Here is a 25,060-nt window from a genome sequence, read left to right as displayed (position 1 = left end):
ATGGAGGGGCCTTTCAGGGCTGCTGATCGTCGGCGCCGATGGCGGCGAGGCCGGCGCGGGCCACCTCGACATCCTGTTTGCCGGTGCCGGACCCGACGCCGATGCCGCCGACGCACACGCCGTCGAAGATGATGGGAAGTCCGCCTTCAAGATTGGTCAGCCGCCCGCCCGAGGCAATGGCGAGCTTGACCTCCAGCTCCGGATCGAGCCGGGAGGTGGGCTGACGGTGCGAAGCGGCCGAGATGGCCTTGGATTTCGAGGTTTCGGCCGACAGAAATTTTGCGCCGTCCATGCGCACGAGGGCCAGAAGCGTTCCGGCCTCATCGACGATCGTGATGTTCTGCGGCACGCCAAGCTCTTCCGCGCGGGCAACGGCGCCTGCGAGCGCCTTCAGCGCGCCGGCATGGGTGAGCTTGGCTGCGGGTCTCGTGGTCATTTCGGATTGTCCGTTTCCAGTGGGTGGCGGATCGTCTCCGCCAGGCGCTGCATCATAGAGCCGGCGGCCGCAAGTTCGTCGAGGCCGATCCATTCGTCGGGCTTGTGGCCGCGCGCCATGTCGCCCGGCCCGCAGACCAGAGTGGGGATGCCGGCAGCGGCGTAGATGCCCGCTTCCGTGCCGAAGCTGACGGCGCCGGGTGGTGAATGGTCATGGGCGAGCGTCGCTACGAAACGCGCGGCGGCGCTGTCGGCCGCGCTGTCGAGTGCGGGGTAGGCGGAGAGTTCCTCGACGAGGATATTGGCCTCGGACGCGCGGGCCTGAAGCGCGCGGCGTTCGATCTCGATCACGGCATCGATGCGGGCCAGGATGGGCGTGGCATCGCGGCCGGGCAGGGTGCGGATCTCGAATTCCAGAACGGCCTTTTCGGGCACCAGATTGACCGCGCTGCCGCCATGGATCGAGCCGACATGAATCGTGGTGAACGGTGGGTCGAACAGGGCGTCGCCGGGATTGGCCTCTTCCTCGCGGGCGAGATTGCGCAATGCAGTGGCGATGGCGGCAGCGGCCTCGACGGCGTTGGCGGCGAGATGCGGCATGGCGGAATGGCCGGTGCGGCCAATGACGACCACGCGGCGAGCGATCTTGCCCTTGTGGGCGCGGGCGACGCGCAGCGAGGTGGGCTCGCCGACGATGGCGAGCGCGGGCCGGGCGGGAAGGGCGGCGATGGCGGCGACGAGATCCGGGGCGCCGCGGCACCCGACCTCCTCGTCATAGGAGAAGGCGAGGTGGATGGGCGTCGCGCCCGTCGCCGAAACGAAATCCGGCACATGGGCCAGCACGACCGCGAGGAAGCCTTTCATGTCGGTCGCGCCGCGTCCGTAGATGCGGCCGTCGCGCTGCGTGGCGGTGAAGGGCGGCGTGGTCCAGTCCTGCCCGTCGACCGGAACGACGTCGGTGTGTGCGGACAGGACGATGCCGGGCACAGATGTGTCGCCGATGGTGGCGAGCAGCGAGGCCTTGGTGCCGTCGGGCGAGGGGATGCGGCGTGACGGCACGCCGAAATCCGCCAGATGGCGCTCGATGTAGTCGATGATCGGCAGGTTCGAGCGGGCGCTGACGCTGTGGAAGCCGATCAGGTCGGACAGGATGGCGGCGATGTCTTCCGGCTTCGTCATGCGGCTTCGACGTCTTCGAGCGGGAAGGCGGCGATGTCGGCCGGTGTCGTGGCGAGGCCGACGCGCGCCCCGACCGGCCACAGCCCCATGGCCTCCACGCCCGGGGAGCGGACCAGGACACGCTCGCGGGCGATACCGGGGATGTCGATGTAGAGATCGACGTGATCGCCCTGGAACACCTGGGCCGCGACGATGCCGGTGAGGCGATGGGCTTCGTCGGGCGCATCGACCGTGAGGTGCTCGGGCCGGACGAAGACGTCGACGTCGGCGCCCTGATCGAGGCCGATAAGCGGCGCGGCGGGCACCTCGAACGCCACATCGGCGACATTGACGAGCGCGACCTCGCCCGCGCGGCGCACCAGATTGCCGCGCAGCACGTTCACATCGCCCACGAAGGAGGCGACGAAGCGATCGGCGGGGCGGCGGTAGATGTCGCCCGGCGCGGCGATCTGGCGGATGCGGCCGGCCGACATCACGGCGATGCGGTCGGACATGGACAGGGCTTCGCTCTGGTCGTGCGTGACGAAGATGGTGGTGACGCCGAGGTTGCGCTGGATCTCCTTCAGCTCGACCTGCATGGAGCCGCGCAGGTTCTTGTCGAGCGCGGAAAACGGCTCGTCGAGCAGGAGGACCTTCGGACGGATGACGAGGGCCCGGGCGAGCGCCACGCGCTGCTGCTGGCCGCCGGACAGCTCTTTCGGCTTGCGCTCGCCATAGCCCGAAAGCTTGACCATGCGGAGCGCCTCGTCCACGCGCCGGGCGATCTTGGCCTTTTCGATGCCGCGCGTCTTGAGGCCGTAGGCCACGTTCTTCGCTACGCTCATATGGGGGAAGAGGGCGTAGTTCTGGAAGACGATGCCGATCTCGCGGCGGTGGGCCGGTGTTTCGGTGACGAGTGCGCCGTCGATGAAGATCTCGCCGTTGTCGGAATCGAGGAAGCCGGCCACGAGGTTGAGCAAAGTGGTCTTGCCGCAGCCGGACGGGCCGAGCAGCGTCATGAATTCGCCCTGCGGAATCTTCAGCCAGGCTTCGTGGAGGGCGGTCGAATCCCCGAACCTCTTGGTGACGCCGTCGAGCTGGACGGCGATGCCCCGGCCGTTTCTCTCCTGAGCGGCGGTCCCGTCCGTGCGCTGATCAGTGACCGTCGACATTGAGGACCTTTCCGAGACCGAGGAACGCGTTTGCAAGGCTGAGCAGAGCGGCCGTGACCACGATGTAGATGACCGACAGCGCCGCCAGAGTGGGGTCGGCGTATTCGCGGACATAATTGTACATGGCGACGGGAAGCGTCTGCGTGGCCTGGTTGCTGACGAAAAGCGTGGCCGTGAATTCGTTGAACGACAGGATGGCGGCGAACAGCCAGCCGCTGACGAGGCCGGGGATCAGCAACGGCAGCGTGACCGTGAACAGAACGCGCGTGGGCGTGGCGCCCAGGCTGGCGGCCGCGAGTTCCAGCCGGGTGTCGAGGTTCTGCAGCGAGATGTAGACGCTGCGGATCACGAAGGGCAGGACGAGCACGACATGGGCGAAGATGACGAGCGGAAAGCCGCGCCCCGTGCCGCTCAGGGCCGACAGCATCAGGAGCCCGAGCCCGATGGTGAAATGCGGGATGACGAGCGGCGACAGCAGGATGCCTTCCAGCGTGCGCTTCAGCGAGAAGTCGTAGCGGTGCAGGGCGTAGGCGAAGCCTGCGCCGATGACGAGCGCGATGGTGGAGGCCCAAACCATGACGATGAGGCCGTTCCAGAAGCCCTTCTGGAAATCGCCGTATTCCAGCGCGCGGTGGAACCAGCGCAGCGAATAGGTTTGCGGCGGGAAGCTGAGAATGGCGCGGTCGTTGAAGGCCGTCATCGCCACGACGATCGCCGGCAGGATGATGAAGCCGAGAATGAGGACGACGAAGATGCGTCCGGACCAGGCGAGCGCGGTCTGGCCGAGGGGGCGGCTCATCAATGCACTCCCATCTTTTCAAAGGGCCGCGTGGCCTGCCGCATCAGTGCGATGGCGGCGAAGGTGAGGGCGAGGCCGACGAGCGAGAGGCTGGCCGCGAACGGGAAATTGAAGGAGGCAAAACCGAGCTGGTAGACGAGCGTCGATACCGTGTTGACCTTGCCGCCGCCGATGAGCTGCGGGGTGGCGAAGGCGCTGAACGTCCAGGCGAAGGCGGTGCTGAAGCCGGCGATGATGCCCGGCATGGACAGCGGCAGCGTGACTGTGAGGAAGGTGCGGACGGGGCCGGCGCCCAGGCTCTGCGCTGCCTTCTCATAATTGCGGTCGATGTGGGACAGCCCGGCCGCCAGCATGATGACCATGATGGGCAGTGTGACGTGGACGAGGGCCACGACCACGCCAAGCGTGGTGAACATGAGCTGGACGGGACGCTGGATGATGCCGAGCCCCATTAGCACGCTGTTCACGAAGCCGTTGTTGCCGAGCACGATCATCCACGAATAGGTGCGCACCACCTCGCCCAGGAAGAGCGGCGTGACGGCGATGATGAGGATGAGGGAGCGAAGCGCCGGGCTGCGGGCGCGCACCAGAGCGTAGGCAATGGGATAGCCCAGCAGAAGCGTGAACAGGGCCGTCTCGATGCAGAGCAGAAAGGTCTGCCAGAAGGCCCAGGCGTAGAGCGGGCGCAGGAGCGCGGTGAAATTGTCGAGCGTAAAGCCGCCGACATCGAGCGAGCCCGGCACATAGGCGCGCACGCTGTACTGAAACACCGCCAGCATCGCGGCGACGAGGCCCATGGCCAGCAGCGCGGCCGGCGAGACGAACAGGCGGAGAAAGGGCCTTTGGGTCATCGGTCCTCGTGACGCAGGGAGAAGGGGCGCGGCGGTGGATGCCGCCGCGCCGGACGTTCTCAGTTCGCGATCATGTTCTCGGCGAACCATTTGCGCCATTCAGCCGTCTTCTCGGCCCGGAGCTTGTGATCGATGATGATCGACTGCTCCCATTGCTCGGGCTTGGTGAAGACGCCCGGCAGCTTCGCGGTCTCTTCCGACAGCTCGGCGTTGGTGACGACGGGGCTCCCCTTCTTGAGCTCGGCGATCTTGGCCTGCACCTCGGGATCGAGCGCGGCGTTCAGGAATTTGTAGGCCAGATCGAGGCGCTTGGAGCCCTTGTTGATGGCCATGGTGTCGATGCCGAGCACCGGGCCTTCCTTCGGGATGGCGAGCTCGATCGGCACGCCCTGATCCTTCATGTAATAGGCGTTCATCGACAGCACGACCTGGACCGCCGTTTCGCCGGTGGCGAACAGCTGCTGGCTGTTGGCGTCGTTGGTGTAGAAGGCCTTGAAATTGGGCTTGAGCTCGAGAAGCTTCTTCTCGCCGACCTGCCAGTTCGCGGCATCGCCGCCCGACAGCTTGGCCGCCACGTTGATGATGTGGCTGGGGTCGAAATCGGGCGCCGAGATCTTGTCCTTCAGGGCCGGGTTCCAGAGACCTTCCCAGCTGTCGAACTTCACGCCCTCGGGCAATTGATCGGGCAGATAGCCGATCGTGTAGACATAGGCCCACGAGCCGATGTGGTAGGGGCTGATCTTGGCCTGCTCGACCAGATTGGCGGCGTTCGGCACCTTGGCGAGATCGAGTTGCTCATAGAGCCCGTCGTTGGCGTAGAGCCAGCCAACATGGGCGGTGGTGAAGGTGATGTCGCTCTCCGGCGCGCCGCCGGCCAGCTTGGCCTGGTTGAGCCGGTCCATGGTGCCGCCGGTGATGTATTGCACCTCGACGCCGGTCTCCTCGGTGAATTTCTTGCTGATGGCCTCGTCGATCAGATCGCGGAAGCTGCCGCCCCACGTGCTGACGACGAGCTTTTCCTGCGCCGCGGCTGAAGATGCCAGTGAAGCAACGCCGATAGATGCGGCAAGTATGGCAGGTAGAACAGAAATTCTGTGCATGGTGATCCATCCCTTTGAAAAGGTTGAACAGGGTTACGCCCTAGAAAATATCATGCAATTTCTGTGCCAATTTCTCCGGGTATACAACGGGCGCACCTTGCGTCCACTGTAGGCATCGTGAACAAAGCGTCAAACGGCTATTTCGAGATTATTGCTTCGGCGCGGTGATGCGGTCCGACAGGTCGGCCGCCTTCTTGACGAAGTCGAGCGGGCCGTTGAAGTCGAAGCTGTTGTAGACGGCCGCCAGATGGTTGAAGTGCGGCGCCTGGGCGAACTGCACGAAGGTGAGCCGGTGGCCGGCGTAATCGGAGTTCAAGAGGTCGCGGGCGAAAGCGAGGAGCTTGCGGCGATCGTCCGACTGCCAATTCTGGTTCAGCGAATAGAACTTGTCGAGCCATTGCCCCGAGCCCTCGGCGGCGAAGGCATCGGCATTCGGCGTGATGCAGATCTGGCCACCGCACAATTCGCGGGCAATGTGCATCATGGCCGGCAGCTGCGAGCAGGCCAGGACGCGGCCGGCATAGAGCATGGATTGCTGCGGCATCAGGAGGCCGCCGGGGCTGCGCTCCGCCATGGCGATGGACGCGGTGAGGTGGGCGTTGATGCCCTCGCGGTAGACGACGAGGTCGGCCAGCTTCTCGCGGACGGCCTGCAGCTTGTCGAGGCCGGTCTGCTTGGCGTTCCACATCGCCGCGCCGATCATCATGTCGGCGTTGTAGAGAAGGCGCAGGACGTAGGGGAACGCCGAATAGCGGTGCAGCGTCTGGCGCACGAACTGGGCGGCGCGGGTGTGCCGGTAGAAGAAGACGTCTTCCCAAGGGATCAGCACGTCGTCGAACACGACCAGTGCCTCCACCTCGTCGAAGCGGTTGGCGAGGGGATAATCGGTGACGTTCGACTTGCCGGCGAAGCCCGAGCGGCAGATGTGCTTCACGCCCGGCGCGCCCATCTTGACGATGCAGCCGACCGCATAATCGGACAACTTCTCGGTGGACCATGCCCCGACGGTGGGCTTCAGATAGGCCTGGTCGGCATAAGCCGCGGCGGTCTCGTATTTCGCCCCGCGGATGATGATGCCGGCATCGGTCTCCTTGGTGACATGCACCATGAGATCGGGATCCTGATCCTGCGGGGCGAGCGAGCGGTCGCCCTTCGGATCGGTGTTGGCGGAAACGTGGAAGATGTCCTTCTCGATCACCGCCTGGATGTGATGGTCGATGTTGCCGGCGAAGCGGGGATCGATCTCGGCCAGCACATCGCGGCCGTCGGTCAGCGACCACATCTCGCCGATGGTCTCGTCACCGACACGGGTGACGACGCCGCCGATGTCCTTCATCACCTGATCGACGGCGACCAGCTTGTCCTGCCAGTCCTTCGCCTCGCGCGGCGGCTTGTAGAAGATGGAATGACGTTCGCCGCCGTCCTCATAGCTCAGCGTGTCGCGGAACTGCGCTTCGTGCGCCATGTCGTACATGCGCGCCTTGATGTCGATGATGGGTTTCAGCGCCGGATGCTTCGTCACGTCCGTGACGCGCTCGCCTTCGATCCAGACCTCACGGCCGTCACGCAGGCCGTCCCGATATTGCTCACCCGTACGGATCATGGCGCTGAACTCCTCTCGTACGGAGAGGATGGCGCGGGGCCCGGCATCAATAAAATAGTTTTATCAGGCTCGCGGCTTCAGGAAGTCCGAAGCAAGTCAGTAGCCGCGAGCGGGATCGACGCGGCTTTCGACGGGCTGACTGGACCGCACACGGCGCACATTGTCGGCGATCTGGCGGGCGGCGGAGCGCGGCAGCGCGACCGAGGCGAGATGCGGCGTGATGAGGACGTTGTCGAGCGTCCACAACGGGCTGTCGGGCGGCAGGGGCTCGGTGGCGAAGACATCGAGCGTGGCGTCGGCGATGCGGCGCGTGCGCAGTGCCTCGACCAGAGCCGCCTCGTCGACGACGGAGCCGCGCGAGACGTTCACGAACTTTGCGCCCTCGGGCAGCAGGGCCAGATGCGCGGCGTCGAGCAGGCCGTTCGTCTGCGCGGTGGCCGGCAGCATGCAGACCAGAATGTCGGTGTTCGCGAGGAAGGCCGGCAGCGCGTCCGGCCCCGCCATGCAGGTGACGCCCGCAACGTTCTTTGGCGTGCGCGACCAGCCGGTGACGGCGAAGCCCTGGCGGGCGCATTCCTGCGCGGCGGCGGAGCCGAGTTCGCCGAGCCCCATGATGCCGACGCGAATGTCTTCCGGGCTGGTGGGGTGGATGTAATGCCAGCGGCCCTCGCGCTGGGCGCGCTCGAAGACCGGTATGTCGCGGGCGTGGCGCAGGACGGCGAACAGCACGAAGCCGGCCATCATGCGCGCCATCATGGGGTCGGACAGGCGGGTGATGGGGATATCCGGCAGATCGGTGCGGCCGACGAGGGAATCGACGCCCGCGCCCAGATTGGTCACGAGCCGGAGGTTCGGATAAGCGGCGAAGAAATGCTGCGGCGGCTTCCAGACCAGCGCGTAGCGGACATTGGCGGGCTCGGAGATGTCGTCCGCCTGCCGCACGTCGAGGTCGGGCAGTTCGGCCTCGATGGCTTCTTTCCACGGACCGAATTCATCCGGCCCGCTGTAGAAGACCATGCATTCCCGGCTCATGCCTTCGCCTTTTCCGCGATGAGGCGGGTGAGCGCGGTGAGGGCCAGTTCATAGCCGAGCGCGCCGAGCCCGGCGATGACGCCCGTGGCCGCCTTCGACACGAAGGAGCGGTGGCGGAAGGGCTCGCGCTTCCAGATATTGCTCATATGGGCCTCGATGATCGGGCCTTCGAAAGCCAGAAGCGCGTCGAGGATGGCAATCGAGATGTAGGTCAGGCCCGCGGCGTTGATGACGATGCCGTCGGCTTTTCCGCGCGCCTCCTGAATCCAGTCGACGATCTCGCCCTCGTGGTTGGACTGGCGGAAATCCAGCGTGATGCCGAGCGTCGCGGCATGGGCCTCGCAATTGGCCTTGATACCGGCGAAGCTCTCGGTGCCGTACAGGCCCGAACTGTCGAGTCCGTAGAGATTGGCGTTCGGGCCGTTGATGAAGAAGATGGTCGGCATGGATGGCTCTTGGGGCTCAGAGATCGCCCGGCACGCCGTAGCTCGGCGCGGCGGAGGGATCGAGGGCGCGGGTGACGTAATCGTTCAGCTGGGGGCGGTAGAGCGCCCAGAGCGACGACAGCTCGGTGATGGGGCAGTTTTCCGTCCAGTCGACGCGCAGATCGGCGATCGGCCACGACACCTTGTCGACGATCTTGAGGCCGGCGGAATGGACGGGGCCGGCCTCGCCGCCCGCCTCCAGCGCCGCTTTCATGGCAATCAGCAGGCGATCGCCGAGATGGCCGGTGCTGGCGAGGAAAGCATCGACCATGATCTGCGGCACGCGCTCGTCGGCCAGGAGATTGCCGCCGCAGGCGACGTTCTCGGCCCTCGCATCGGAAAAGGTGCCGAGCGCCTTCGGGCCGGAATGAATGGCGGAACGGCCCGCCGCATCGACGGCGAGGACCTGCCGGAACTCCATGTGCGGACGCGATGCGGCCAGAGCGGCGATGGCCTGCGATGCGTCGGCACCGAGCGCCATCAGATCGAGCGCGGCGGGGCCGAGCGACGGGTCGGTGACGTTCTGGCTGAGAACCGCACCCACGCCGGCCCGGGCATGGGCGCAGCGCGCGGCGACCGCCGGGGAGGAGGAGGCGACCGCGACGCCGAGCATGCCGGTTTCGGAGCAGCGGGCGGCGATGGAAAACGTCATGAACGGGCCTCCTTCACGCAAGCGCCCCTGATGGCGGGACGTCCCCGCATCCGCCATCGCAGATTGCGGGGTTTGGGGAAAGAAGCCGTTTCGACGTCACTGCCTCCGCTTTTCCGAAGAAGGCTCGGTTCAGCGCAACGCGTTTTCCGGCGCGGCGGCGGCGGTGCGCACGGCGGCATCGACGGCGCTGGCCGGCTGGAACGCCTCCGAAGCCAGGACATCGCGCGTGATCTCCTTGATCGAGCGGGTCGCGGTGAGCGCCATGGCGACGCGCATCTCCTTCTCGAACAGATCGAGCAGGTTGGAAACGCCCGCCTCGCCCGCCGTGGCGAGCGCCCACAGGAAAGCCCGGCCGAGCAGGACACCGTCGGCGCCGAGCGCGATCATGCGGACCACGTCGAGACCCGTGCGGATTCCGGAATCGGCGAGGATGGTGATGTCGTTCTTCACGGCGTCGGCGATGGCGGGCAGCGCCTTGGCCGAGGACAGGACGCCGTCGAGCTGGCGGCCGCCATGGTTCGACACCACGATGCCGTCGGCCCCGAACTTCACCGCGTCGCGCGCGTCATCGGGGTCTAGGATGCCCTTGATGATCATCGGGCCCTTCCAGAACTCGCGGATCCATTCCAGGTCCTTCCACGAGATCGAGGGGTCGAAATTGTTGGCGAGCCAGGCGATGTAATCCTCGAGCCCCGTGGGCTTGCCGAGATAGGCCGAGACGTTGCCGAGATCGTGCGGGCGGCCCTTGAGGCCGACATCGTAGGCCCAGCTGGGATGGAGAAGCGCCTGCCAGATGCGGCGCGCGGGCCCGCCCTTGCCGGACATGCCGGAATGACGATCGCGGTAGCGCGCGCCCGGAACGGGCATGTCGACGGTGAAGACAAGGGTGTTGATGCCGGCCGCCTGCGCGCGCTCCAAAGCGTGCTTCATGAAGCCGCGATCGCGCAGCACGTAAAGCTGAAACCAGATGGGCGCGGTGGTCTGGCTCTGAACTTCCTCGATCGGGCAGGCCGAGACGGTGGAAAGCGTGAAGGGAATGCCCTTGCGCGCGGCGGCCCTGGCGGCCTGCACCTCACCCCGGCGGGCGTACATGCCGCACAGTCCGATGGGGGCAAGCGCGACCGGCATGGCCAGCTTCTGGCCGAACAGCTCGGTTTCGAGGCTCAGCGCCGAGACGTCGCGCAGCACGCGCTGCTTCAGCGCCAGGCCGGCCAGATCCTCGACGTTGCGGCGCAGCGTGTATTCGCCATAGGCGCCGCCATCGGCGTAGTGGAACAGGAAGGGCGGAACCTTGCGGCGGGCGGCTTCGCGGTAATCGGTCGGGGAGGAGATGATCATCTTCGGGCTCCGGCACCTGGAACTGCCGGTTCGTCAACGCCAATCGGCACTTCGGATCAAAGAGAAACCATAGGAGCAAAGTCGGCAAGGGACAATGACGCGGACGCGCGTTCCGGCTGCTGGATGCATTTTCCGTGGCGCCGCGATCACAGGCGCGACAAGGACACGGCCCCGCTCTGGCGACGGCGGGCTTTCGGCCTAGATGAAGTGGATGGAGAGCGTCCGCAGCGCCATCAAGGGGCAGGTCCACCGGATGGTGGGATTCGATGGCGGCCGGGCTCCGGAAGCGCGGCCGGACGAGGGATTGTTCGGACCCGATTCCGTGTGCTGGAACGTGCACCGAGACTTCACCACCATGATGATCGGCGGCGTCAGTGCGCTGCTGCTGCAGATGCTGCATCCGGCGGCGCTGGCGGGTGTGCTGGACCATTCCGGCTTTCGCGACGACATGAGCGGACGGCTGCGGCGCACCGCGCAATTCATCTCGGGCACCACCTACGGCCCCAGGGAACGCGCGCTGTCGCTGATCGAACGGGTGCGGCGGGTGCATGAGCGTGTGCAGGGCGAATTGCCGGACGGCACGCTTTACCGTGCGAACGATCCCGAACTGCTGACCTGGGTGCATGTGGCCGAGGTGAGCTCGTTCCTGCGGGCCTATCTGCGCTATCAGGACCCGTTCATGCCCGGGCGGTTGCAGGATCGCTATTTCGCGGAGGTCGCGGAGATCGCTCGGCGTCTTGGGGCCGAGGACGTGCCTGTCAGCCGGCGGGACGTGCGAATCTACATGCGGGCGGTGCGGGCGGATCTGCGAGCGGATGTGCGCACCCGGGAGATCGCGGGTCTTTTGTTGTCGCAGCCCGCATCGAAGCCGGCTCTCGCGCCGGCGCAGGCGCTGATCATGGAAGCCGCCGTCGATCTTCTGCCCGATTGGGCGTCCGACCTGCACGGCCGGCGCGTGCCGCCCGCCCGCACGGCGGCGGTGCGGGCGGGCGTGCTCGGCATGCGCGGCGTGATGCGCTGGGCGATGCGGGGCTAGGCGTCAGATCGTGGAGGCGCTGGAGGGCCGTTTGTGCCCGGCCTCCTCGGCTTCGGCCTCCGCTTCGACCAGATCGGCGCTGACCGCTTCGCCTGCGCCGATCGTGCCGGTCTCGATGGGCGGCGTGCGGCCCGCCAGCGCCAGCAGCGCGACGCCGCCGACGATGGCGAGCCCGCCGAACAGCTTGTAAACCGACAGGGAATCGCCCAGCAGCACCACGCCGAGAATGCCCGCGAAGACCGGCGTCAGCAGCGAATACATCACGACATTGGACAGCGAATAGGTCTGGATCAGCCGGTACCAGGTGCCATAGGCGATGATCGACGAAACGATGGCCGTGTAGAGGATCGCGGCCACGCCCGTCATGTTGATCGCTTCGAGGTGGGGAACGGGATTGCCTTCCAGCAGCAGCGACAGGAGGGCGACCTGCGGCACGCATAAAAGCGCGGTCAGCCCGTTGATGTGGATGGGCTTGATGGGCGGCGCCACGCGGATGATGACGTTTGCCGCCGCCCAGCAGGCCGCGCTCATGAGAAGCAGGGCGAAGGGCAAGGGCGGCGGGATGGTGGGCCCGGCCACGAGGATGAGAAGGCCCGCGACCGCGAACAGCAGCCCCGCCGCCCGTTTCCACCCCAGAGGCTCGCCGAGAAAGGTGACGGCGATGAGCGTGGCCATGGGCGCGCCGAGCTGGACGAGGAGGGCACCGGTGCCGGCCTCCGCCATCTGGAAGGCGACGAAGAGGAGGCCGAAATGGCCGGTACCGAGCGTGACCGAGATCAGCAGGAGCCACGGCAGCTCGCGCCGGTGAAAGCGGCAGAACGGCAGGAGACACGCGCCCACCAGAATGAAGCGCAGCGTCATCAAGAGGAAGGGCGGCACTTCGGCCACGCCCAGTTTTGCCGCCACCACATTGCCGCCCCAGGCGAGGGCGACGAACAAAGCGGCAAGCTGCGCCTGAAGGGGCATTTCTTTCGGGTCCTGAAGAATTGGGGTCGGCCGGATGGCGAGCAGGCGGCGGGCCGGGGGCTTATTTGACCTGACGTTTCTCGAGCTTTCGCGCGAGGGTTCGGCGGTGCATGCCGAGACGGCGGGCGGTTTCGGAGATGTTGAAATCCGTGGCGGCGAGCACTTCGTGGATGTGCTCCCATTCCAGGGTCTTGATGGATGTGGGGCGCGCCGACAAGGGCACGTCGGTATCGCCCTCCGATTTCCGGAAGGCGGCCTCGATGTCGTCGGTGTTCGAAGGCTTGGCGAGATAATGGCAGGCGCCGAGCTTGATGGCCTCGACGGCGGTGGCAATGCTGGCGAAGCCCGTTAGCACCACGATCAGCATGGACGGATCGTGCGCGTGAAGCGCCTCCACGCATGCGAGGCCCGAGGCGCCGGACAATTTGAGATCGACCACCGCACGATCCGGCGAGCGGGTGAGGAGCAGGGCCGGCAGGTTCTCGAACCCGGAGGCCACCAAAACCTCGTAGCCGCGCCGCTCGAACGAGCGTTTCAGGGTGCGGGCGAAGGCGGGGTCGTCGTCGACGACGAGGAGGAGCGGCTTAGTGGGCATCGCCCCTCCGCGGCTCAAGTGTCAGGGCACCGAGCGGCAGCGACAGGACGATGCGTGCGCCGCGCGCCGTGCGGTTGCGCGCCACGAGCTCGCCGCCCAGCTTGCGCAGCACATTGGCGACGAGGAACAGGCCGATGCCGCCGCCCTCGCGCCCCTTGGTGGATTGATAGGGCGTGCCGATACGCTCCAGCAGAGCCGGCGGGAAACCCGGCCCGTCATCGGACACGGTGACGATCAGTCTGTCCTCGTCGCGCGTGATGACGCATTCCAGCCAATGGGGCGAGGCCTCGATCGCGTTGTCGAGCACGTTGACAATGGCCTGGCGCAGCGCCGAATGGGCTGCGATCGGCGATGCGCCCTCGATTGTGTTGCGATAGACGAATTGGAGCGGGCGGCGCGCCGTGCGCCATTCCTCGATGACGCCGTCGAAAAAGGCGCCGAGCGTGGTGATGCCGGCCGACTCGCCCGAAGTCTCGCCGGCGGCGAGAAGCGTGCCGCCGACGATGGCCTTGCAGCGACGGACCTCCGCCTGCATGGCCTCGATATCCTGCCGCAGATCGTCGTTGTCCATCAAAGCGGGCATGCGCCGCCAATCGCTGAGGATGACGGCAAGGGTGGCGAGCGGGGTTCCCAGCTCGTGAGCGGCGCCGGATGCGAGCAGGCCCATGCGCACGATGTGATCTTCCTCCGCGGCCCGCTGCCGGAGATCCGCGAGCCGGACCTCGCGCTCGTGGACGTTGCGGTTGATGCGCGTGACGAAGATGACGAGCAGAACCGCGATCAGGACGAAGGCGATCACCTGGCCTTCGAGGTGAAGCTGGAAAGGGCTCGTTCCGATGTCCGCCGGCAGCATCATCGGCCGGTAGGTCATATTGATGGCGACGAAGCACAGGCCGATCAATACGACCATGGCCCAAGCCCCGCCGGCATTGAGCAGGACGGCGCCGAGCGTGACCTGCAGCAGATAGAGCGAGCTGAACGGATTGGTGGCGCCGCCGCTGAGATAGAGCTGCGCGGTGAGGGCTGCTACGTCGAAGGCGAGGGTGGCGAACATCTCGGCGTTGGACACCGCCACGCCCCGCCGCAGCCGGACGAGGCCCGCAATGTTGAGCGCGACGAGCGCCGCCAGGATGGCCGACATGGCGGCGAGCGGAAGATCGATGCGCAGCACAGATTGCGCGACGAAGATGGCCGCGATCTGCCCGGCGACAGCGAGCCAGCGCAGCTGGATGAGCAGGGAGAGGTTCTTGCGGCCGGTGGATTGCTCGGCCGAATGGGCGGGCTGCGGACGGATGGGTTCAGCCAGGAGATCTGCGGGCAACGAGCCCTTGTCGCCAACGTCGGAGGCGGGTGCGGTCAATGTGAACCTCCGCAAGGGCGCGCGCCTCGGGCGGCCGTCCCTCACCCCTCCGATGTGTGGCCGCGGGCGGCCCGGCGCAAGCGTCGCCCGTCGCGGACCACCCAGAACGCGGCACCGGCCAGCATGGCGGCCAGAACGTACCAGGTCAGCGCGTAGACGAGGTGATTGTCTGAAAAGCGGATGACGGTGAGCCCGCCGACGGGGAAGCCTCCGGGATTTGGGTGGGCATCGGCGTCGATGAAATAGGGGGCGGCATCGGTGAGCCCGCGTGCGGCCGCGATGGCGGCGACGTCGCGCGAGTGCCAGCGGTCGGCGGCCGGATCATTGCTGCGCAGGAAGCCGCCGCCCGGCTCGGTGAGGCGCAGAAGGCCGGTGACCTCGGTCTCGCCCTCGATCCGGCCCTCGGCGCGGCTTGCGGGATCGCGCCGCTCGCGGGGCACGAAGCCGCGATTGACGAGCACGATGTCGCCGGAGGCCGTGCGCAGCGGGGTCAGCACCCAGAAACCGGCGCCGCGCTCGGTGAGCGCCTGGACGAGGGTTTCGCGGTCGTGGAGAAGCGTGCCGGCGATGCGGAGGCGGCGGTATTCGTCGGAGGCGGCATCGATCTCGCCCCACCGGGCGCGAGCCGGCGGCGCGACCGGTTCGGCATGCACACGCGCGTCGACGCGGGCGATGAGATCGTGCTTCCAGAAGAGACGTTGCACCTGCCAGGTGCCGAGAGCGATCAGCGCGGCGAACAGGAGAAGGCCAAGCGCGCCCAGCACCCCGAGCAGGAGGGGAGAGCGGCGGCGGACGGCGCTTTCGTCGTCCGCGGTGTCGTCGGGCCGAGGCATCACGCCGGTCACGGCATGTTGCGCATGTCCTGGTGCGATATCGGCATCATGTTCGAGTTGAGGTGGTACATGACCCAGATCGAGCCGGTGAGCGCGATGACCACCATGACGATGGTGAAAACCAGCGCCAGGAAGGTCCAGCCGCCTTCGGACTTCGTGTTCATGTGCAGGAAGTAGATCATGTGCACCACGATCTGCGCGACCGCGAACGCCATGATGGCGAACGCCGTGATGCGCGAATTCTCGAACACGCCGCCCATGACGAGCCAGAACGGGATAGCGGTGAGGATGACCGACAGGACGAAGCCTGTGACATAGCCGCGAAGCGTGCCGTGGGCCGGGCTTTCATGCTCGGTGTCGGCATGCTGGACGTGGGCGTGGTCGGGATGGGCCTGGAGGGTGGGCTCGTTGGGGCTCATGGCAGGACACCCATCAGATAGACGAAGGAGAAGACGCCGATCCAGATCACGTCGAGGAAGTGCCAGAACATGCTGAGGCACATCAGGCGGCGGCGGTTCTCGGCGATCAGGCCGTGCTTGCCGAGCTGAACCATCAGCGTGACCAGCCAGATGATGCCGAAGGTGACGTGCAGGCCGTGCGTGCCGACGAGGACGAAGAACGCCGAGAGGAAGGCGCTGCGCTGGGGCCCCGCGCCCTCGTGGATGAGTTCCGCGAACTCGTAGAGCTCGAATCCGAGAAACGCCGCGCCAAGCAGGCCCGTGACGGCCATCCAGACGAGCGTGGTGCGGAGCCGGCCCTTCTCCATCTCCAGCATGGCGAAGCCGAAGGTGATGGACGAGACCAGCAGGAGGGCCGTGTTGAGCGCAACCAGCGGCAGGTTGAAGAGGTCCGCCCCCGAGGGGCCTGCCGCGTAATTGTGTCCGTAGACCGCATAGCAGGCGAACAGGATCGCGAAGATGAGGCAATCGCTCATCAGATAGATCCAGAAGCCCAGCAGCGTGCTTTCCGAATGGCCGTGCTCTTCGGCCACGTAGAAGCTGAGTTCCTCGCCGTCGGCGACGTTGGTGGTGTTGGTGTTCGCCATCGTCTTACGCCTGTCTCGCCAGCAGGTCGGTGCGCGCGGCCTCGGTCCGCACCACGGTCTCGGCCGGGATGTAGAAATCGCGCCGGTAATTGAAGGTGTGGGCGATGGAGACCACGAGGATGCCGGCGAAGGAGAGGGCCGCCAGCCACCAGATGTACCAGATGAGCGCGAAGCCGCAGACGAGGCTCAGCGCCGACAGGATGATTCCGGTGCCCGTGTTCTTCGGCATGTGGATGGGGCGGAAGCCCTCGAGCGGGCGGGCATAGCCGCGCTTCTTCATGTCCGACCAGGCGTCCATGTCATGGACGCGCGGCTGGAAGGCGAAATTGTAGTCCGGCGGCGGCGAGGAGGTGGACCATTCCAGGGTACGGCCGTTCCACGGATCGCCGGTGAAATCGGCCAGTTCATCGCGCTTCAGGATGCTGACGGCGATCTGCACGATGAAGGACAGGATGCCGAACAGAACGAGCACCGCGCCGAACGCCGCGATGACGAACCAGATCTGCAGCGACGGATCGTCAAAATGGTTGACGCGCCGCGTCACGCCCATGAGGCCGAGCACGTAAAGCGGCGTGAAGGCGAACCAATAGCCGGACACCCAGAACCAGAACGACATCTTGCCCCAGAAGGGATCGAGCCGGAAACCGAAGGCCTTCGGGAACCAGTAATTGACGCCCGCGAACAGCCCGAACACAACGCCGCCGATGATGACGTTGTGGAAATGGGCGACCAGGAACAGGCTGTTGTGAAGGACGAAATCGGCCGGTGGAACGGCCAGCAGGACGCCCGTCATGCCGCCGACCGTGAAGGTCAGCATGAAAGCGATGGTCCACATCATGGGCAGTTCGAACCGGATGCGGCCCTTATACATCGTGAACAGCCAGTTGAAGATCTTCGCGCCCGTCGGGATCGAGATGATCATCGTGGTGATGCCGAAGAACGAGTTCACGCTCGCGCCCGAGCCCATCGTGAAGAAGTGATGGAGCCAGACGAGGTAGGACAGGATGGTTATGACGACGGTCGCGTACACCATCGAGGCGTAGCCGAAGAGGCGCTTGCCGCAGAAGGTGGAGACCACCTCCGAGAAGATGCCGAAGGCCGGCAGAACGAGGATGTAGACCTCCGGATGGCCCCAGATCCAGATGAGGTTGACGTACATCATGGCGTTGCCGCCGAGATCGTTCGTGAAGAAGTTCGTGCCGACGTAACGGTCGAGCGAGAGCAGCGCGAGCACGGCGGTCAGCACGGGGAAGGTGGCCACGATCAAGACGTTGGTGCAGAGCGAGGTCCAGGTGAAGACCGGCATCTTCATCATGCTGAGGCCCGGCGCGCGCATCTTCACGATGGTGGCGATGAGGTTGATGCCCGACAGGGTGGTGCCGACGCCCGCGATCTGCAGCGACCAGATGTAATAATCGACGCCGACACCCGGGCTGTAATCGGCCCCCGACAGCGGCGGATAGGCCAGCCAGCCGGTGCGTGCGAATTCGCCGACGAACAGCGACGCCATCAGCAGGATCGCGCCCGACGTGGTCATCCAGAAGCTGAAATTGTTGAGGAACGGGAACGAGACGTCGCGCGCGCCGACCTGAAGCGGCACCACGTAGTTCATGATGCCGGTGACGAACGGCATCGCCACGAAGAAGATCATGATGACGCCGTGCGCCGTGAAGATCTGATCGTAATGGTGGGGCGGCAGATAGCCCTGTACTTCACCGAAGGCGACGGCCTGCTGGGCGCGCATCATCAGGGCGTCGGCAAAGCCGCGCAGCAGCATGATGATGGCCAGGATGACGTACATGATGCCGATCTTCTTGTGATCGACGCTGGTGAGCCATTCGGTCCAGAGATAGCCCCACAGCCTGTAACGCGTGACGAGGCCCAGCAGCGCGAGCCCGCCCAGGGCGACGACGGCGAACGTCACGACCAGAATGGGCTCGTGATAGGGGATCGCCTCGAGCGTCAGACGTCCGAAGAGAAACGCCTGAAGATCCGGATTGGAGAACATGGGCACTGCTCGTTTCGACTGATGGCGAATTCGGGGCCGGTTTAGTGGTCGTTCAACTGGTTCGGGGCCGGAGAGCCGTGCCCCGGCATGTTGTGCTGGTGGCCGCCGCCGGAATCGGGCTGCTGCGGGGCGCCCTGATTGACGTCCGGCGATCCGCTGTCCGGCTGCATGCCCTGGGGCTGTTCGTCGGATTTCGGCTCGCGGCCCGTTTGCGGGAAGGTGGCGCCCGGCGCTTCCTGTCCCTGCTCGTTGAAGCGGCTGTCGTATTCCAGACGCTCGCGCGCGGCGTGACTTTCCTTGCCGCCGCCGCCCATCGCGTCGATGTGCATCATCTCGTTCATGCACATCTGGCCGGGCTTGGCGCACATATTGACGATCGAACCGAAGAGCCCGTCCTGCACCGATGAGAAATAGCGCACGGGCTCGCGCTCGCTGGGCTTCTCGATGGCCAGATAAGCCTGCGCGTCGAGTGCCGCGCCCTCGGCCTTGGCCTTCGCCACCCAATCGTCGAAGCCCTGCTGGCTGAGCCCGTGGAAGCGGAAGTTCATCTTCGAGAAGCCGGAGCCGCTGTAATTGGCGGAGAAGCCCTCGTATTCGCCTTCCTTGTTGATGACGGCGTGCAGCTTCGTCTCCATGCCGGGCATGGCGTAGATCTGGCCGGCGAGCGCGGGCACGAAGAATGAGTTCATCACCGAGGACGAGGTGAGGCGGAACTGGATCGGCCGGTCGATCGGGGCGGCCAGCTCATTGACGGTGGCGATGCCCTGCTCCGGATAGATGAACATCCACTTCCAATCGAGCGCCACGACGCCGATCTCGAGCGGCCTGACGTCGGCGGCGATGGGGCGCTGGGCGTCGATGCGGTTCAGCGGGCGGAACGGGTCGAGCAAATGGGTGCTGATCCAGGTGAGCGCGCCGAGCGCGATGATGATGAGGAGCGGCGCGGTCCAGATCAGCACTTCGAGCTTGGTGGAATGGTGCCAGTCCGGATCGTAGTCGGCATCCGTATTGGACGAGCGGTAGCGCCACGCGAAGATCACGGTCGCGGCCATGACGGGGATGATGATGACCAGCATCAACAGGGTGGAGGCGATAATGAGGTCGCGCTGCTGGACCGCCACGTCGCCCGACGGGTTCATCAGAACGAGGTTGCAGCCCCCGAGCAGGCCGGCCATGGCAAACACAACGAGGGCGCGCGAAAATCTCACGAAGGACACCATCTGCATATGACGGACGCGAAGGGTCATCTAAGCTTCGCGCCCTGGGGAGGGGATTGGACGTTTTGTCCAAGGCCCGGCATTTGCACTGGCGCAAGGTGCGCCCTATCCGTTCTGATAAGCAGGGCCGCTGATGTGCACGGCCGTCGTCTATAGGGGATTGTGGCATGGCCACAGGCAGCGGAGAAGCGGCGTCGTCCACGCCGTTGGAACGGGATGCACGGCTCGCGCATGCCGATGGCAAGATCTCGCCCGGCGAGCTTGCGCTCGGTGTCATCATCGGCCGCACATCCGAGGCGTTCGATTTCTTCGTCTACGGCATCGCCTCGGTGCTGGTGTTCCCGGCGCTGCTGTTTCCTTTCACCGACCGGCTGACCGGCACGCTCTATTCGTTTGCGATCTTCGGCCTGGCCTTCATCGCGCGGCCCATCGGCTCCATCCTGTTCCTCGAAGTGGATCGACGGCATGGGCGCGGCGTCAAGCTGACGATCGCGCTGTTCCTGCTGGGCGGCTCGACGGCGGCGATCAGCTTCCTGCCGGGCTACGACCAGATCGGCATCTATGCGGCCGTCGCGCTGGCGGTGTTCCGGCTGGGGCAGGGCTTTGCGCTGGGCGGGGCGTGGGACGGCCTGGCGCCGCTGCTGGCGCTGAACGCGCCGGAAAAGCGCCGTGGCTGGTACGCGATGATGCCGCAGCTCGGGGCGCCGTTCGGCTTCATCGTGGCGAGCGGACTGTTCGCCTTCTTCCTGGTCAACCTCTCGCAGGAGGACTTCCTCGGCTGGGGCTGGCGCTATCCGTTCTTCGTGGCGTTCACCATCAACGTCGTGGCCCTGTTCGCGCGGCTTCGGCTGGTCGCGACCGAAGAATACGTGCAGCTTCTCGACCGTGGGCATCTCCTGCCGATGCCGGCCTGGCAGCTGATCCGCCACCAATGGCTGGACATCATCGTCGGTGCCTTCGTGCCGCTGGCGAGCTTCGCGCTGTTCCACATCGTGACGATCTTCCCGCTGTCCTACATCGACCTCTACACCGAGCGGGAGCCGGGGCAGTTCCTGCTGGTGCAGCTCGGCGCGGCGATCGTGGGCGCGATCTGCGTGGCGCTTTCCGGACTTCTGGCCGACCGTTTCGGCCGCCGCACCATGGTGGGAGCGTCGGCGGTGGGCATTGCGGCGTTCAGCTTCGTCGCGCCCATGCTGCTGCGCGGCGGAGTGAGCGGGGAGACGGTGTTCCTGTTCGTCGGTTTCGCGCTGCTGGGCCTGGCGCTCGGCCAATCCACCGGGGCGGTGGCCGACCGTTTCGCCGGCGAAAACCGCTACACCGGTTCGGCGCTGACCTCCGATCTCGCCTGGCTGGTGGGCGCGGGCTTTGCGCCGCTCGTCGCGCTTGGCTTCACCAGCAGTTTCGGACTGATGGCGGCGGGTGCGTATCTGTTGTCCGGCGCAGTGTGCACGCTGCTGGCGCTCGGCATCAACAAAAGGCTGGCGACGAGCTAGGACGCGGCGTCCTCCAGGCCGAGGCGGGCGGGCGCGATTTACGCCTATTGTCCGTGCTGCATCGTGGAACCCTGCTGCGCATGACGGCTTTATGTGCCGTGGTTTCTCGTGCGGGCGCCCCTGATCGCGGGTGTCGGCACACCTTCCGAAGGGAATGCCTGTGAGCGTCGGCCTGATCGCGCTTCTCGACGATGTCGCCGCCATCAGCAAGGCGGCAGCGGCGTCCATCGACGACATTGCCGGGCAGGCCGCGAAAGCCGGCGCCAAGGCGGCGGGCGTGGTCATCGACGATGCGGCAGTGACGCCGCGTTATGTGGTGGGTGCGGCGGCCGAGCGTGAATTGTCGATCGTCGGGCGCATCGCTGCCGGATCGCTGCGCAACAAGTTGATCTTCCTGCTGCCGGCTGCGCTGTTGCTGGCGGTATTCGCGCCCTGGGCCATCACGCCGCTGCTCATGCTGGGCGGCGCCTATCTCTGCTACGAGGGCGCGGAGAAGGTTCTGGAGGCGGCTCTTCCGCATCAGGCCCATGTTCACGAGGCGCAGATCACCGCTCCGCAGGATGCGGCCGCGTTGGAGGATCAGAAGATCGCCAGCGCCATCAAGACCGATTTCATCCTCTCGGCCGAGATCATGGCGATCACGCTGTCGGTGGTGCCGGAGGCGAATTTCTGGACGCAGGCCGTCGTCCTGGCGCTGGTCGGCACCGTCATCACGGCCGTGGTGTATGGCGGCGTGGCGCTGATCGTGAAGGCGGACGATGTCGGCCTCGCGCTTGCGGCCACGCGGTCGCCGTCCGTGTTCGGCGGCCTCGCGCGCGGGATCGGCCGGGGTCTCGTGGTCGGCATGCCGGTGTTCCTGAAACTGCTTGCCGTGGTGGGAACCGCGGCCATGATCTGGGTCGGCGGCGGCATCATCGTGCACGGCCTGGCAGGCTATGGCTTTTCGCAGATCGAACATGCCATCCACGATGTGGCGGTGGGCGCGGCGGCTTTCGTGCCGGCGGCGGCGGGCGCCGTGGAATGGATCGTGACGGCTGCCGGGGCAGGGCTCGTGGGCCTCGCGGTCGGGGCGGCGGTCATTCCGCTCGTGGGCTATGTCATCGGCCCGCTGTGGAAGCGCGTGGCGGACCTTCGCACCCGCCCGGCCTGAACGATCACAGCACGCTGCGGATCGCAAAGCTGGAATTGATGCGCGCGACGCCGGGAAGGCGCGACAGGACCTCCTTGTGGAGCCGCTCGTAATCGCCCGCGCCCTGCGCCTCGACGCGCAGGAGATAATCCTCGTCGCCCGTCATCAGATAGCCTTCCCGGATTTCGGGGTGCTTCAACAATTCGGCCTCGAAGCGGTTCAGCACCTCTTCCGTCTGGCGCTCCAGCGTGATGCGGACGATGACGACGTGCCGGTCTTCCGCACCGGGGCCGACGAGCGCGGTGTAACCGCGGATCGTGCCGTTTTCCTCCAGCATGCCGACGCGGCGCAGGCAGGCGGAGGCTGACAGCCCGACCTCCTGCGCCAGAGCGACATTGGTGATGCGGGCGTTGCGGCGGAGCGCCTGCACGATGCGACGGTCAAAGGGGTCGAGATTTCGCATAATCGTGCGCATGATAGCATGATCTTCGTGTATGCGCACATTTCAGGCCGTTTATTCGAGCTTTAGGCCGAACATTCGACGATCCTTGTTGCACGATGCGATGTCGTGCTTGCGCGTGAAAGCGCAGGCGATGTTACGGATCGTGCGCGGGATGTCGCGATGAAGATCATTGTTCTGGGCGCGGGCGTGATTGGAGTGACCAGCGCCTATTATCTCGCCAAGGCCGGCCACGAGGTCGTGGTGATCGACCGCCAGCCGGGACCGGCGCTGGAAACGAGCTATGCCAATGCGGGGCAGGTGTCGTTCGGTTTCTGCTCGCCCTGGGCCGCACCGGGCATTCCGCAGAAGGCGTTGAAATGGCTGTTCATGCAGCACGCCCCGCTGATCCTGCGGCCGAAGCTCGATGCCGCCATGCTGGGCTGGATGGCGCGCATGCTGCGCAATTGCACCGCCGCGCGCTACGCCCTCAACAAGGGCCGCATGCTGCGGATGGCCGATTACAGCCGTGCCTGTCTCGATGATCTGCGCACCGAGACCGGGATCACCTATGACGGGCGCCGCAACGGCACCGTGCAATTGTTCCGCACCGAGGCTCAGGTGGAGGCTTCGGCCAAGGACGTGAAGGCTCTGGCGGAAGACGGCATCGCCTTCACGATATTGGACGCCGAGGGCTGCGTGCGTGCCGAGCCTGCTCTGGCGCGCGTGCGCGATCGCATCGCCGGCGGGCTGCTGACGCCGAACGACGAAACGGGCGATTGCTTCAAATTCACCAACGCGTTGGCCGAACGGGCGCAGGCCTTGGGCGTACGCTTCGATTATGGCCGCGACATCAAAGGCGTGACGGTGGAGAGCGGACGCGTGACCGGCGTCGTGACCGGTGAGGGTGTGACGGCGGCGGACGCCGTGGTGGTGGCGCTCGGCAGTTATTCCACGCTGATGGTGCAGCCGCACGGCATAAGCCTGCCGGTCTATCCGGTGAAGGGCTATTCCTTGACGATCCCGATCCGCGATGTGGCGCTGGCCCCGGAATCGACCGTGATGGACGAGACCTACAAGATCGCCATCACGCGGCTGGGCGACCGCATCCGAGTGGGCGGCATGGCCGAATTGTCGGGTTTCACCAACGATCTGCATCCCGCCCGCCGCCGCACTCTGGAACATTCGGTGAGCGATCTGTTCCCCGGCGGTGATCTGGAACAGGCAAGCTTCTGGTCCGGCCTGCGGCCGATGACGCCGGACGGCACGCCGGTGATCGGGCGCACCGGCGTCGAGAACCTGTTCCTAAACACCGGCCACGGCACCCTGGGCTGGACCATGTCCTGCGGATCGGCGGCGTTCCTGGCCGATGTGATCGGCGGACGCCGGCCCGAGGTCGACCCTGCCGATTACGGCGTCGGGCGCTACGCGGCCTAGCCTCCGCGCACGCGCCTCTGCCAGGTGGCGGGGGGCTCGCCCACGGCGCGGCGGAAGGCGCGTGTCAGGTGGGCCTGATCGGCGAAGCCGGTGGCGGCGGCAATCTCGCTGACCGAGCGCTCGCCGGCCCTGAGCAGGTGCTGAACGCGGCGGATGCGGGCGTTCATCTGCCATTGATAGGGCGGCATGCCCGTGGTCGCCTTGAAGGCGTGGCTGAAATAGGATTGCGAAAGGTCGACCAGGGCCGCCAGCTCCTGCAGGCGGATGGCGCGCTCGCAATTGGCCTCCATGAATTCGGTGACGCGGCGCATCTGCCAGTCGGTCAGCGGCGTCCTGCGGCGCTCCAGCTTCCGGCCGATGGCCAGCACGTCGATCATCAACGCAAGGGCGAGGCCTTCCCCGTAAAGATCATGGCGCGGTGCATTCGAGCGGCATTCGTCGGCGATGATGCGGGCAATACCCATCACCCGCTCGTCCGAAAACCTCAGGCGTGGAGTGTCCAGCGCCGTGGCGTCGAGGTCTTCGCCAAGCCTTTCCGCCAGCATTGCGGGATCGAAATGCAGATCGAGGTGCCGGATTTCGCAGATGTCGTCGCTCTGCGTCCACAGCGGCATGCCGGCCGGGATGTAGCTGAGCTGGCCGAGGCCGCTGGGCGCGCCGCCGCCCGGGCGAACGAGGGTCTGGAACGGGGTGCCGGTTTCCTCCAGCAGGATGAACATGCGCGGATGGGGAGAGACATATTCTCCCCGCGCGCCGGGGTTCAGCCGGGCGTGCCAGAGATCCGCCACCACGCCGTTCCACGCCCGGCAATGGAGATCGTCCAGCACCAGGATGCCTTCCCGCATCGTTTTCATATTGGCGCGGAAGGTCATTAATA

At 66.0% G+C, this 25,060-nt stretch carries 25 protein-coding genes; 4 read left to right on the top strand and 21 right to left on the bottom strand.

All coding sequences use genetic code 11. The features are described 5' to 3' along the window. Positions 1-13: 13 nt before the first annotated feature. From ACQ6S1_RS07665 to lldD, 11 genes are all read right to left on the bottom strand, one after another. The gene (locus ACQ6S1_RS07665) at positions 14-436 is read right to left on the bottom strand and encodes a GlcG/HbpS family heme-binding protein (RefSeq protein WP_445040598.1); all 423 of its coding nucleotides are present in this window, start codon (positions 434-436) and stop codon (positions 14-16) included. Beyond that, entirely contained in the window at positions 433-1,614 is a 1,182-nt protein-coding gene (gene argE / locus ACQ6S1_RS07660) for an acetylornithine deacetylase (protein ID WP_445040597.1), read from the bottom strand. Before argE ends, ACQ6S1_RS07665 begins: the two co-directional genes overlap by 4 nt. After that, on the bottom strand, positions 1,611-2,765 hold the full coding sequence (locus ACQ6S1_RS07655; protein ID WP_445040596.1) for an ABC transporter ATP-binding protein: 1,155 nt from the start codon (positions 2,763-2,765) through the stop codon (positions 1,611-1,613). The genes argE and ACQ6S1_RS07655 overlap by 4 nt, the downstream gene beginning before the upstream one ends. Next, entirely contained in the window at positions 2,749-3,564 is an 816-nt protein-coding gene (locus ACQ6S1_RS07650; protein WP_445040595.1) for an ABC transporter permease, read from the bottom strand. The genes ACQ6S1_RS07655 and ACQ6S1_RS07650 overlap by 17 nt, the downstream gene beginning before the upstream one ends. Further along, on the bottom strand, positions 3,564-4,415 hold the full coding sequence (locus ACQ6S1_RS07645) for an ABC transporter permease (RefSeq protein WP_445040594.1): 852 nt from the start codon (positions 4,413-4,415) through the stop codon (positions 3,564-3,566). The genes ACQ6S1_RS07650 and ACQ6S1_RS07645 overlap by 1 nt, the downstream gene beginning before the upstream one ends. 59 nt (positions 4,416-4,474) lie before the next feature. Further along, positions 4,475-5,515, bottom strand: coding sequence for an ABC transporter substrate-binding protein (locus ACQ6S1_RS07640; protein WP_445040593.1), 1,041 nt, complete (start codon positions 5,513-5,515; stop codon positions 4,475-4,477). Between the two features lie 148 nt (positions 5,516-5,663). Beyond that, entirely contained in the window at positions 5,664-7,118 is a 1,455-nt protein-coding gene (locus ACQ6S1_RS07635) for a 4-hydroxyphenylacetate 3-hydroxylase family protein (RefSeq protein ID WP_445040592.1), read from the bottom strand. Positions 7,119-7,214: 96 nt separating this feature from the next. After that, on the bottom strand, positions 7,215-8,150 hold the full coding sequence (locus ACQ6S1_RS07630; RefSeq protein WP_445040591.1) for a 2-hydroxyacid dehydrogenase: 936 nt from the start codon (positions 8,148-8,150) through the stop codon (positions 7,215-7,217). Continuing rightward, entirely contained in the window at positions 8,147-8,596 is a 450-nt protein-coding gene (locus ACQ6S1_RS07625; protein ID WP_445040590.1) for a type II 3-dehydroquinate dehydratase, read from the bottom strand. Before ACQ6S1_RS07625 ends, ACQ6S1_RS07630 begins: the two co-directional genes overlap by 4 nt. A gap of 16 nt (positions 8,597-8,612) precedes the next feature. Then, a complete protein-coding gene (locus ACQ6S1_RS07620) occupies positions 8,613-9,287 on the bottom strand; it encodes a DUF1028 domain-containing protein (protein ID WP_445040589.1) in 675 nt (224 codons plus the stop codon). Positions 9,288-9,416: 129 nt separating this feature from the next. Further along, on the bottom strand, positions 9,417-10,625 hold the full coding sequence (gene lldD, locus ACQ6S1_RS07615; RefSeq protein WP_445040588.1) for an FMN-dependent L-lactate dehydrogenase LldD: 1,209 nt from the start codon (positions 10,623-10,625) through the stop codon (positions 9,417-9,419). Positions 10,626-10,827: 202 nt separating this feature from the next. Here lldD and ACQ6S1_RS07610 point away from each other — a divergent pair, with 202 nt between their 5' ends. Beyond that, positions 10,828-11,661, top strand: coding sequence for an oxygenase MpaB family protein (locus tag ACQ6S1_RS07610; protein ID WP_445040587.1), 834 nt, complete (start codon positions 10,828-10,830; stop codon positions 11,659-11,661). Between the two features lie 3 nt (positions 11,662-11,664). On the opposite strand, the gene ACQ6S1_RS07605 is transcribed toward ACQ6S1_RS07610, so the two are convergent. From ACQ6S1_RS07605 to cyoA, 8 genes are all read right to left on the bottom strand, one after another. Further along, complete coding sequence (locus tag ACQ6S1_RS07605; RefSeq protein WP_445040586.1) at positions 11,665-12,627, bottom strand: DMT family transporter; 963 nt, start codon at positions 12,625-12,627, stop codon at positions 11,665-11,667. 61 nt (positions 12,628-12,688) lie between these two features. Next, positions 12,689-13,222: a response regulator transcription factor gene (locus ACQ6S1_RS07600; protein ID WP_445040585.1), complete on the bottom strand. Its 534-nt coding sequence runs from the start codon at positions 13,220-13,222 to the stop codon at positions 12,689-12,691. Beyond that, positions 13,212-14,582 (bottom strand): ATP-binding protein, encoded by a 1,371-nt coding sequence (locus ACQ6S1_RS07595; RefSeq protein ID WP_445040584.1) that lies wholly within the window; start codon positions 14,580-14,582, stop codon positions 13,212-13,214. The genes ACQ6S1_RS07600 and ACQ6S1_RS07595 overlap by 11 nt, the downstream gene beginning before the upstream one ends. A gap of 41 nt (positions 14,583-14,623) precedes the next feature. Continuing rightward, positions 14,624-15,415 carry an SURF1 family protein gene (locus ACQ6S1_RS07590; protein WP_445040583.1) on the bottom strand — a complete coding sequence of 264 codons (792 nt, stop codon included), beginning with the start codon at positions 15,413-15,415 and terminating at the stop codon, positions 14,624-14,626. 8 nt (positions 15,416-15,423) lie between these two features. Next, entirely contained in the window at positions 15,424-15,834 is a 411-nt protein-coding gene (gene cyoD, locus ACQ6S1_RS07585) for a cytochrome o ubiquinol oxidase subunit IV (RefSeq protein ID WP_445040582.1), read from the bottom strand. Further along, positions 15,831-16,460: a cytochrome o ubiquinol oxidase subunit III gene (gene cyoC, locus ACQ6S1_RS07580; protein WP_445040581.1), complete on the bottom strand. Its 630-nt coding sequence runs from the start codon at positions 16,458-16,460 to the stop codon at positions 15,831-15,833. The genes cyoD and cyoC overlap by 4 nt, the downstream gene beginning before the upstream one ends. Before the next feature lie 4 nt (positions 16,461-16,464). Continuing rightward, the gene (cyoB, locus tag ACQ6S1_RS07575; protein WP_445040580.1) at positions 16,465-18,468 is read right to left on the bottom strand and encodes a cytochrome o ubiquinol oxidase subunit I; all 2,004 of its coding nucleotides are present in this window, start codon (positions 18,466-18,468) and stop codon (positions 16,465-16,467) included. Between the two features lie 41 nt (positions 18,469-18,509). Further along, positions 18,510-19,688, bottom strand: coding sequence for a ubiquinol oxidase subunit II (cyoA, locus tag ACQ6S1_RS07570; protein WP_445041236.1), 1,179 nt, complete (start codon positions 19,686-19,688; stop codon positions 18,510-18,512). Between the two features lie 164 nt (positions 19,689-19,852). Between cyoA and ACQ6S1_RS07565 the strand changes: the two genes are divergently transcribed. Both ACQ6S1_RS07565 and ACQ6S1_RS07560 read left to right on the top strand, forming a co-directional pair. Next, the gene (locus ACQ6S1_RS07565) at positions 19,853-21,178 is read left to right on the top strand and encodes an MFS transporter (protein WP_445040579.1); all 1,326 of its coding nucleotides are present in this window, start codon (positions 19,853-19,855) and stop codon (positions 21,176-21,178) included. Positions 21,179-21,338: 160 nt separating this feature from the next. Next, complete coding sequence (locus ACQ6S1_RS07560; RefSeq protein WP_445040578.1) at positions 21,339-22,328, top strand: DUF808 domain-containing protein; 990 nt, start codon at positions 21,339-21,341, stop codon at positions 22,326-22,328. 4 nt (positions 22,329-22,332) lie between these two features. Here ACQ6S1_RS07560 and ACQ6S1_RS07555 read toward each other — a convergent pair whose 3' ends face one another. After that, entirely contained in the window at positions 22,333-22,770 is a 438-nt protein-coding gene (locus ACQ6S1_RS07555) for an Lrp/AsnC family transcriptional regulator (protein ID WP_445041235.1), read from the bottom strand. 159 nt (positions 22,771-22,929) lie between these two features. Here ACQ6S1_RS07555 and ACQ6S1_RS07550 point away from each other — a divergent pair, with 159 nt between their 5' ends. Continuing rightward, positions 22,930-24,183 carry a D-amino acid dehydrogenase gene (locus ACQ6S1_RS07550; RefSeq protein WP_445040577.1) on the top strand — a complete coding sequence of 418 codons (1,254 nt, stop codon included), beginning with the start codon at positions 22,930-22,932 and terminating at the stop codon, positions 24,181-24,183. Here the strand turns inward: ACQ6S1_RS07550 and ACQ6S1_RS07545 are convergent. After that, positions 24,180-25,055: a helix-turn-helix domain-containing protein gene (locus ACQ6S1_RS07545; protein WP_445040576.1), complete on the bottom strand. Its 876-nt coding sequence runs from the start codon at positions 25,053-25,055 to the stop codon at positions 24,180-24,182. The two genes, ACQ6S1_RS07550 and ACQ6S1_RS07545, sit on opposite strands and share 4 nt — an antisense overlap. Between the last annotated feature and the right edge of the window lie 5 nt (positions 25,056-25,060).

Source organism: Terrihabitans aquatilis (assembly GCF_052542005.1).
The sequence above is the reverse complement of the archived record's forward strand: the minus strand, read 5'-3'. Positions and strand labels throughout refer to the sequence as shown.

What these genes read in the sequence shown, in the direction of transcription:
- ACQ6S1_RS07665 (WP_445040598.1), bottom strand. Translation starts at nt 436, where the DNA reads ATGACCACGAGACCCGCAGCCAAGCTCACCCATGCCGGCGCGCTGAAG.
- argE (WP_445040597.1), bottom strand. Translation starts at nt 1,614, where the DNA reads ATGACGAAGCCGGAAGACATCGCCGCCATCCTGTCCGACCTGATCGGC.
- ACQ6S1_RS07655 (WP_445040596.1), bottom strand. Translation starts at nt 2,765, where the DNA reads ATGTCGACGGTCACTGATCAGCGCACGGACGGGACCGCCGCTCAGGAG.
- ACQ6S1_RS07650 (WP_445040595.1), bottom strand. Translation starts at nt 3,564, where the DNA reads ATGAGCCGCCCCCTCGGCCAGACCGCGCTCGCCTGGTCCGGACGCATC.
- ACQ6S1_RS07645 (WP_445040594.1), bottom strand. Translation starts at nt 4,415, where the DNA reads ATGACCCAAAGGCCCTTTCTCCGCCTGTTCGTCTCGCCGGCCGCGCTG.
- ACQ6S1_RS07640 (WP_445040593.1), bottom strand. Translation starts at nt 5,515, where the DNA reads ATGCACAGAATTTCTGTTCTACCTGCCATACTTGCCGCATCTATCGGC.
- ACQ6S1_RS07635 (WP_445040592.1), bottom strand. Translation starts at nt 7,118, where the DNA reads ATGATCCGTACGGGTGAGCAATATCGGGACGGCCTGCGTGACGGCCGT.
- ACQ6S1_RS07630 (WP_445040591.1), bottom strand. Translation starts at nt 8,150, where the DNA reads ATGAGCCGGGAATGCATGGTCTTCTACAGCGGGCCGGATGAATTCGGT.
- ACQ6S1_RS07625 (WP_445040590.1), bottom strand. Translation starts at nt 8,596, where the DNA reads ATGCCGACCATCTTCTTCATCAACGGCCCGAACGCCAATCTCTACGGA.
- ACQ6S1_RS07620 (WP_445040589.1), bottom strand. Translation starts at nt 9,287, where the DNA reads ATGACGTTTTCCATCGCCGCCCGCTGCTCCGAAACCGGCATGCTCGGC.
- lldD (WP_445040588.1), bottom strand. Translation starts at nt 10,625, where the DNA reads ATGATCATCTCCTCCCCGACCGATTACCGCGAAGCCGCCCGCCGCAAG.
- ACQ6S1_RS07610 (WP_445040587.1), top strand. Translation starts at nt 10,828, where the DNA reads ATGAAGTGGATGGAGAGCGTCCGCAGCGCCATCAAGGGGCAGGTCCAC.
- ACQ6S1_RS07605 (WP_445040586.1), bottom strand. Translation starts at nt 12,627, where the DNA reads ATGCCCCTTCAGGCGCAGCTTGCCGCTTTGTTCGTCGCCCTCGCCTGG.
- ACQ6S1_RS07600 (WP_445040585.1), bottom strand. Translation starts at nt 13,222, where the DNA reads ATGCCCACTAAGCCGCTCCTCCTCGTCGTCGACGACGACCCCGCCTTC.
- ACQ6S1_RS07590 (WP_445040583.1), bottom strand. Translation starts at nt 15,415, where the DNA reads ATGCCTCGGCCCGACGACACCGCGGACGACGAAAGCGCCGTCCGCCGC.
- cyoD (WP_445040582.1), bottom strand. Translation starts at nt 15,834, where the DNA reads ATGAGCCCCAACGAGCCCACCCTCCAGGCCCATCCCGACCACGCCCAC.
- cyoC (WP_445040581.1), bottom strand. Translation starts at nt 16,460, where the DNA reads ATGGCGAACACCAACACCACCAACGTCGCCGACGGCGAGGAACTCAGC.
- cyoB (WP_445040580.1), bottom strand. Translation starts at nt 18,468, where the DNA reads ATGTTCTCCAATCCGGATCTTCAGGCGTTTCTCTTCGGACGTCTGACG.
- cyoA (WP_445041236.1), bottom strand. Translation starts at nt 19,688, where the DNA reads ATGGTGTCCTTCGTGAGATTTTCGCGCGCCCTCGTTGTGTTTGCCATG.
- ACQ6S1_RS07565 (WP_445040579.1), top strand. Translation starts at nt 19,853, where the DNA reads ATGGCCACAGGCAGCGGAGAAGCGGCGTCGTCCACGCCGTTGGAACGG.
- ACQ6S1_RS07555 (WP_445041235.1), bottom strand. Translation starts at nt 22,770, where the DNA reads ATGCGAAATCTCGACCCCTTTGACCGTCGCATCGTGCAGGCGCTCCGC.
- ACQ6S1_RS07550 (WP_445040577.1), top strand. Translation starts at nt 22,930, where the DNA reads ATGAAGATCATTGTTCTGGGCGCGGGCGTGATTGGAGTGACCAGCGCC.
- ACQ6S1_RS07545 (WP_445040576.1), bottom strand. Translation starts at nt 25,055, where the DNA reads ATGACCTTCCGCGCCAATATGAAAACGATGCGGGAAGGCATCCTGGTG.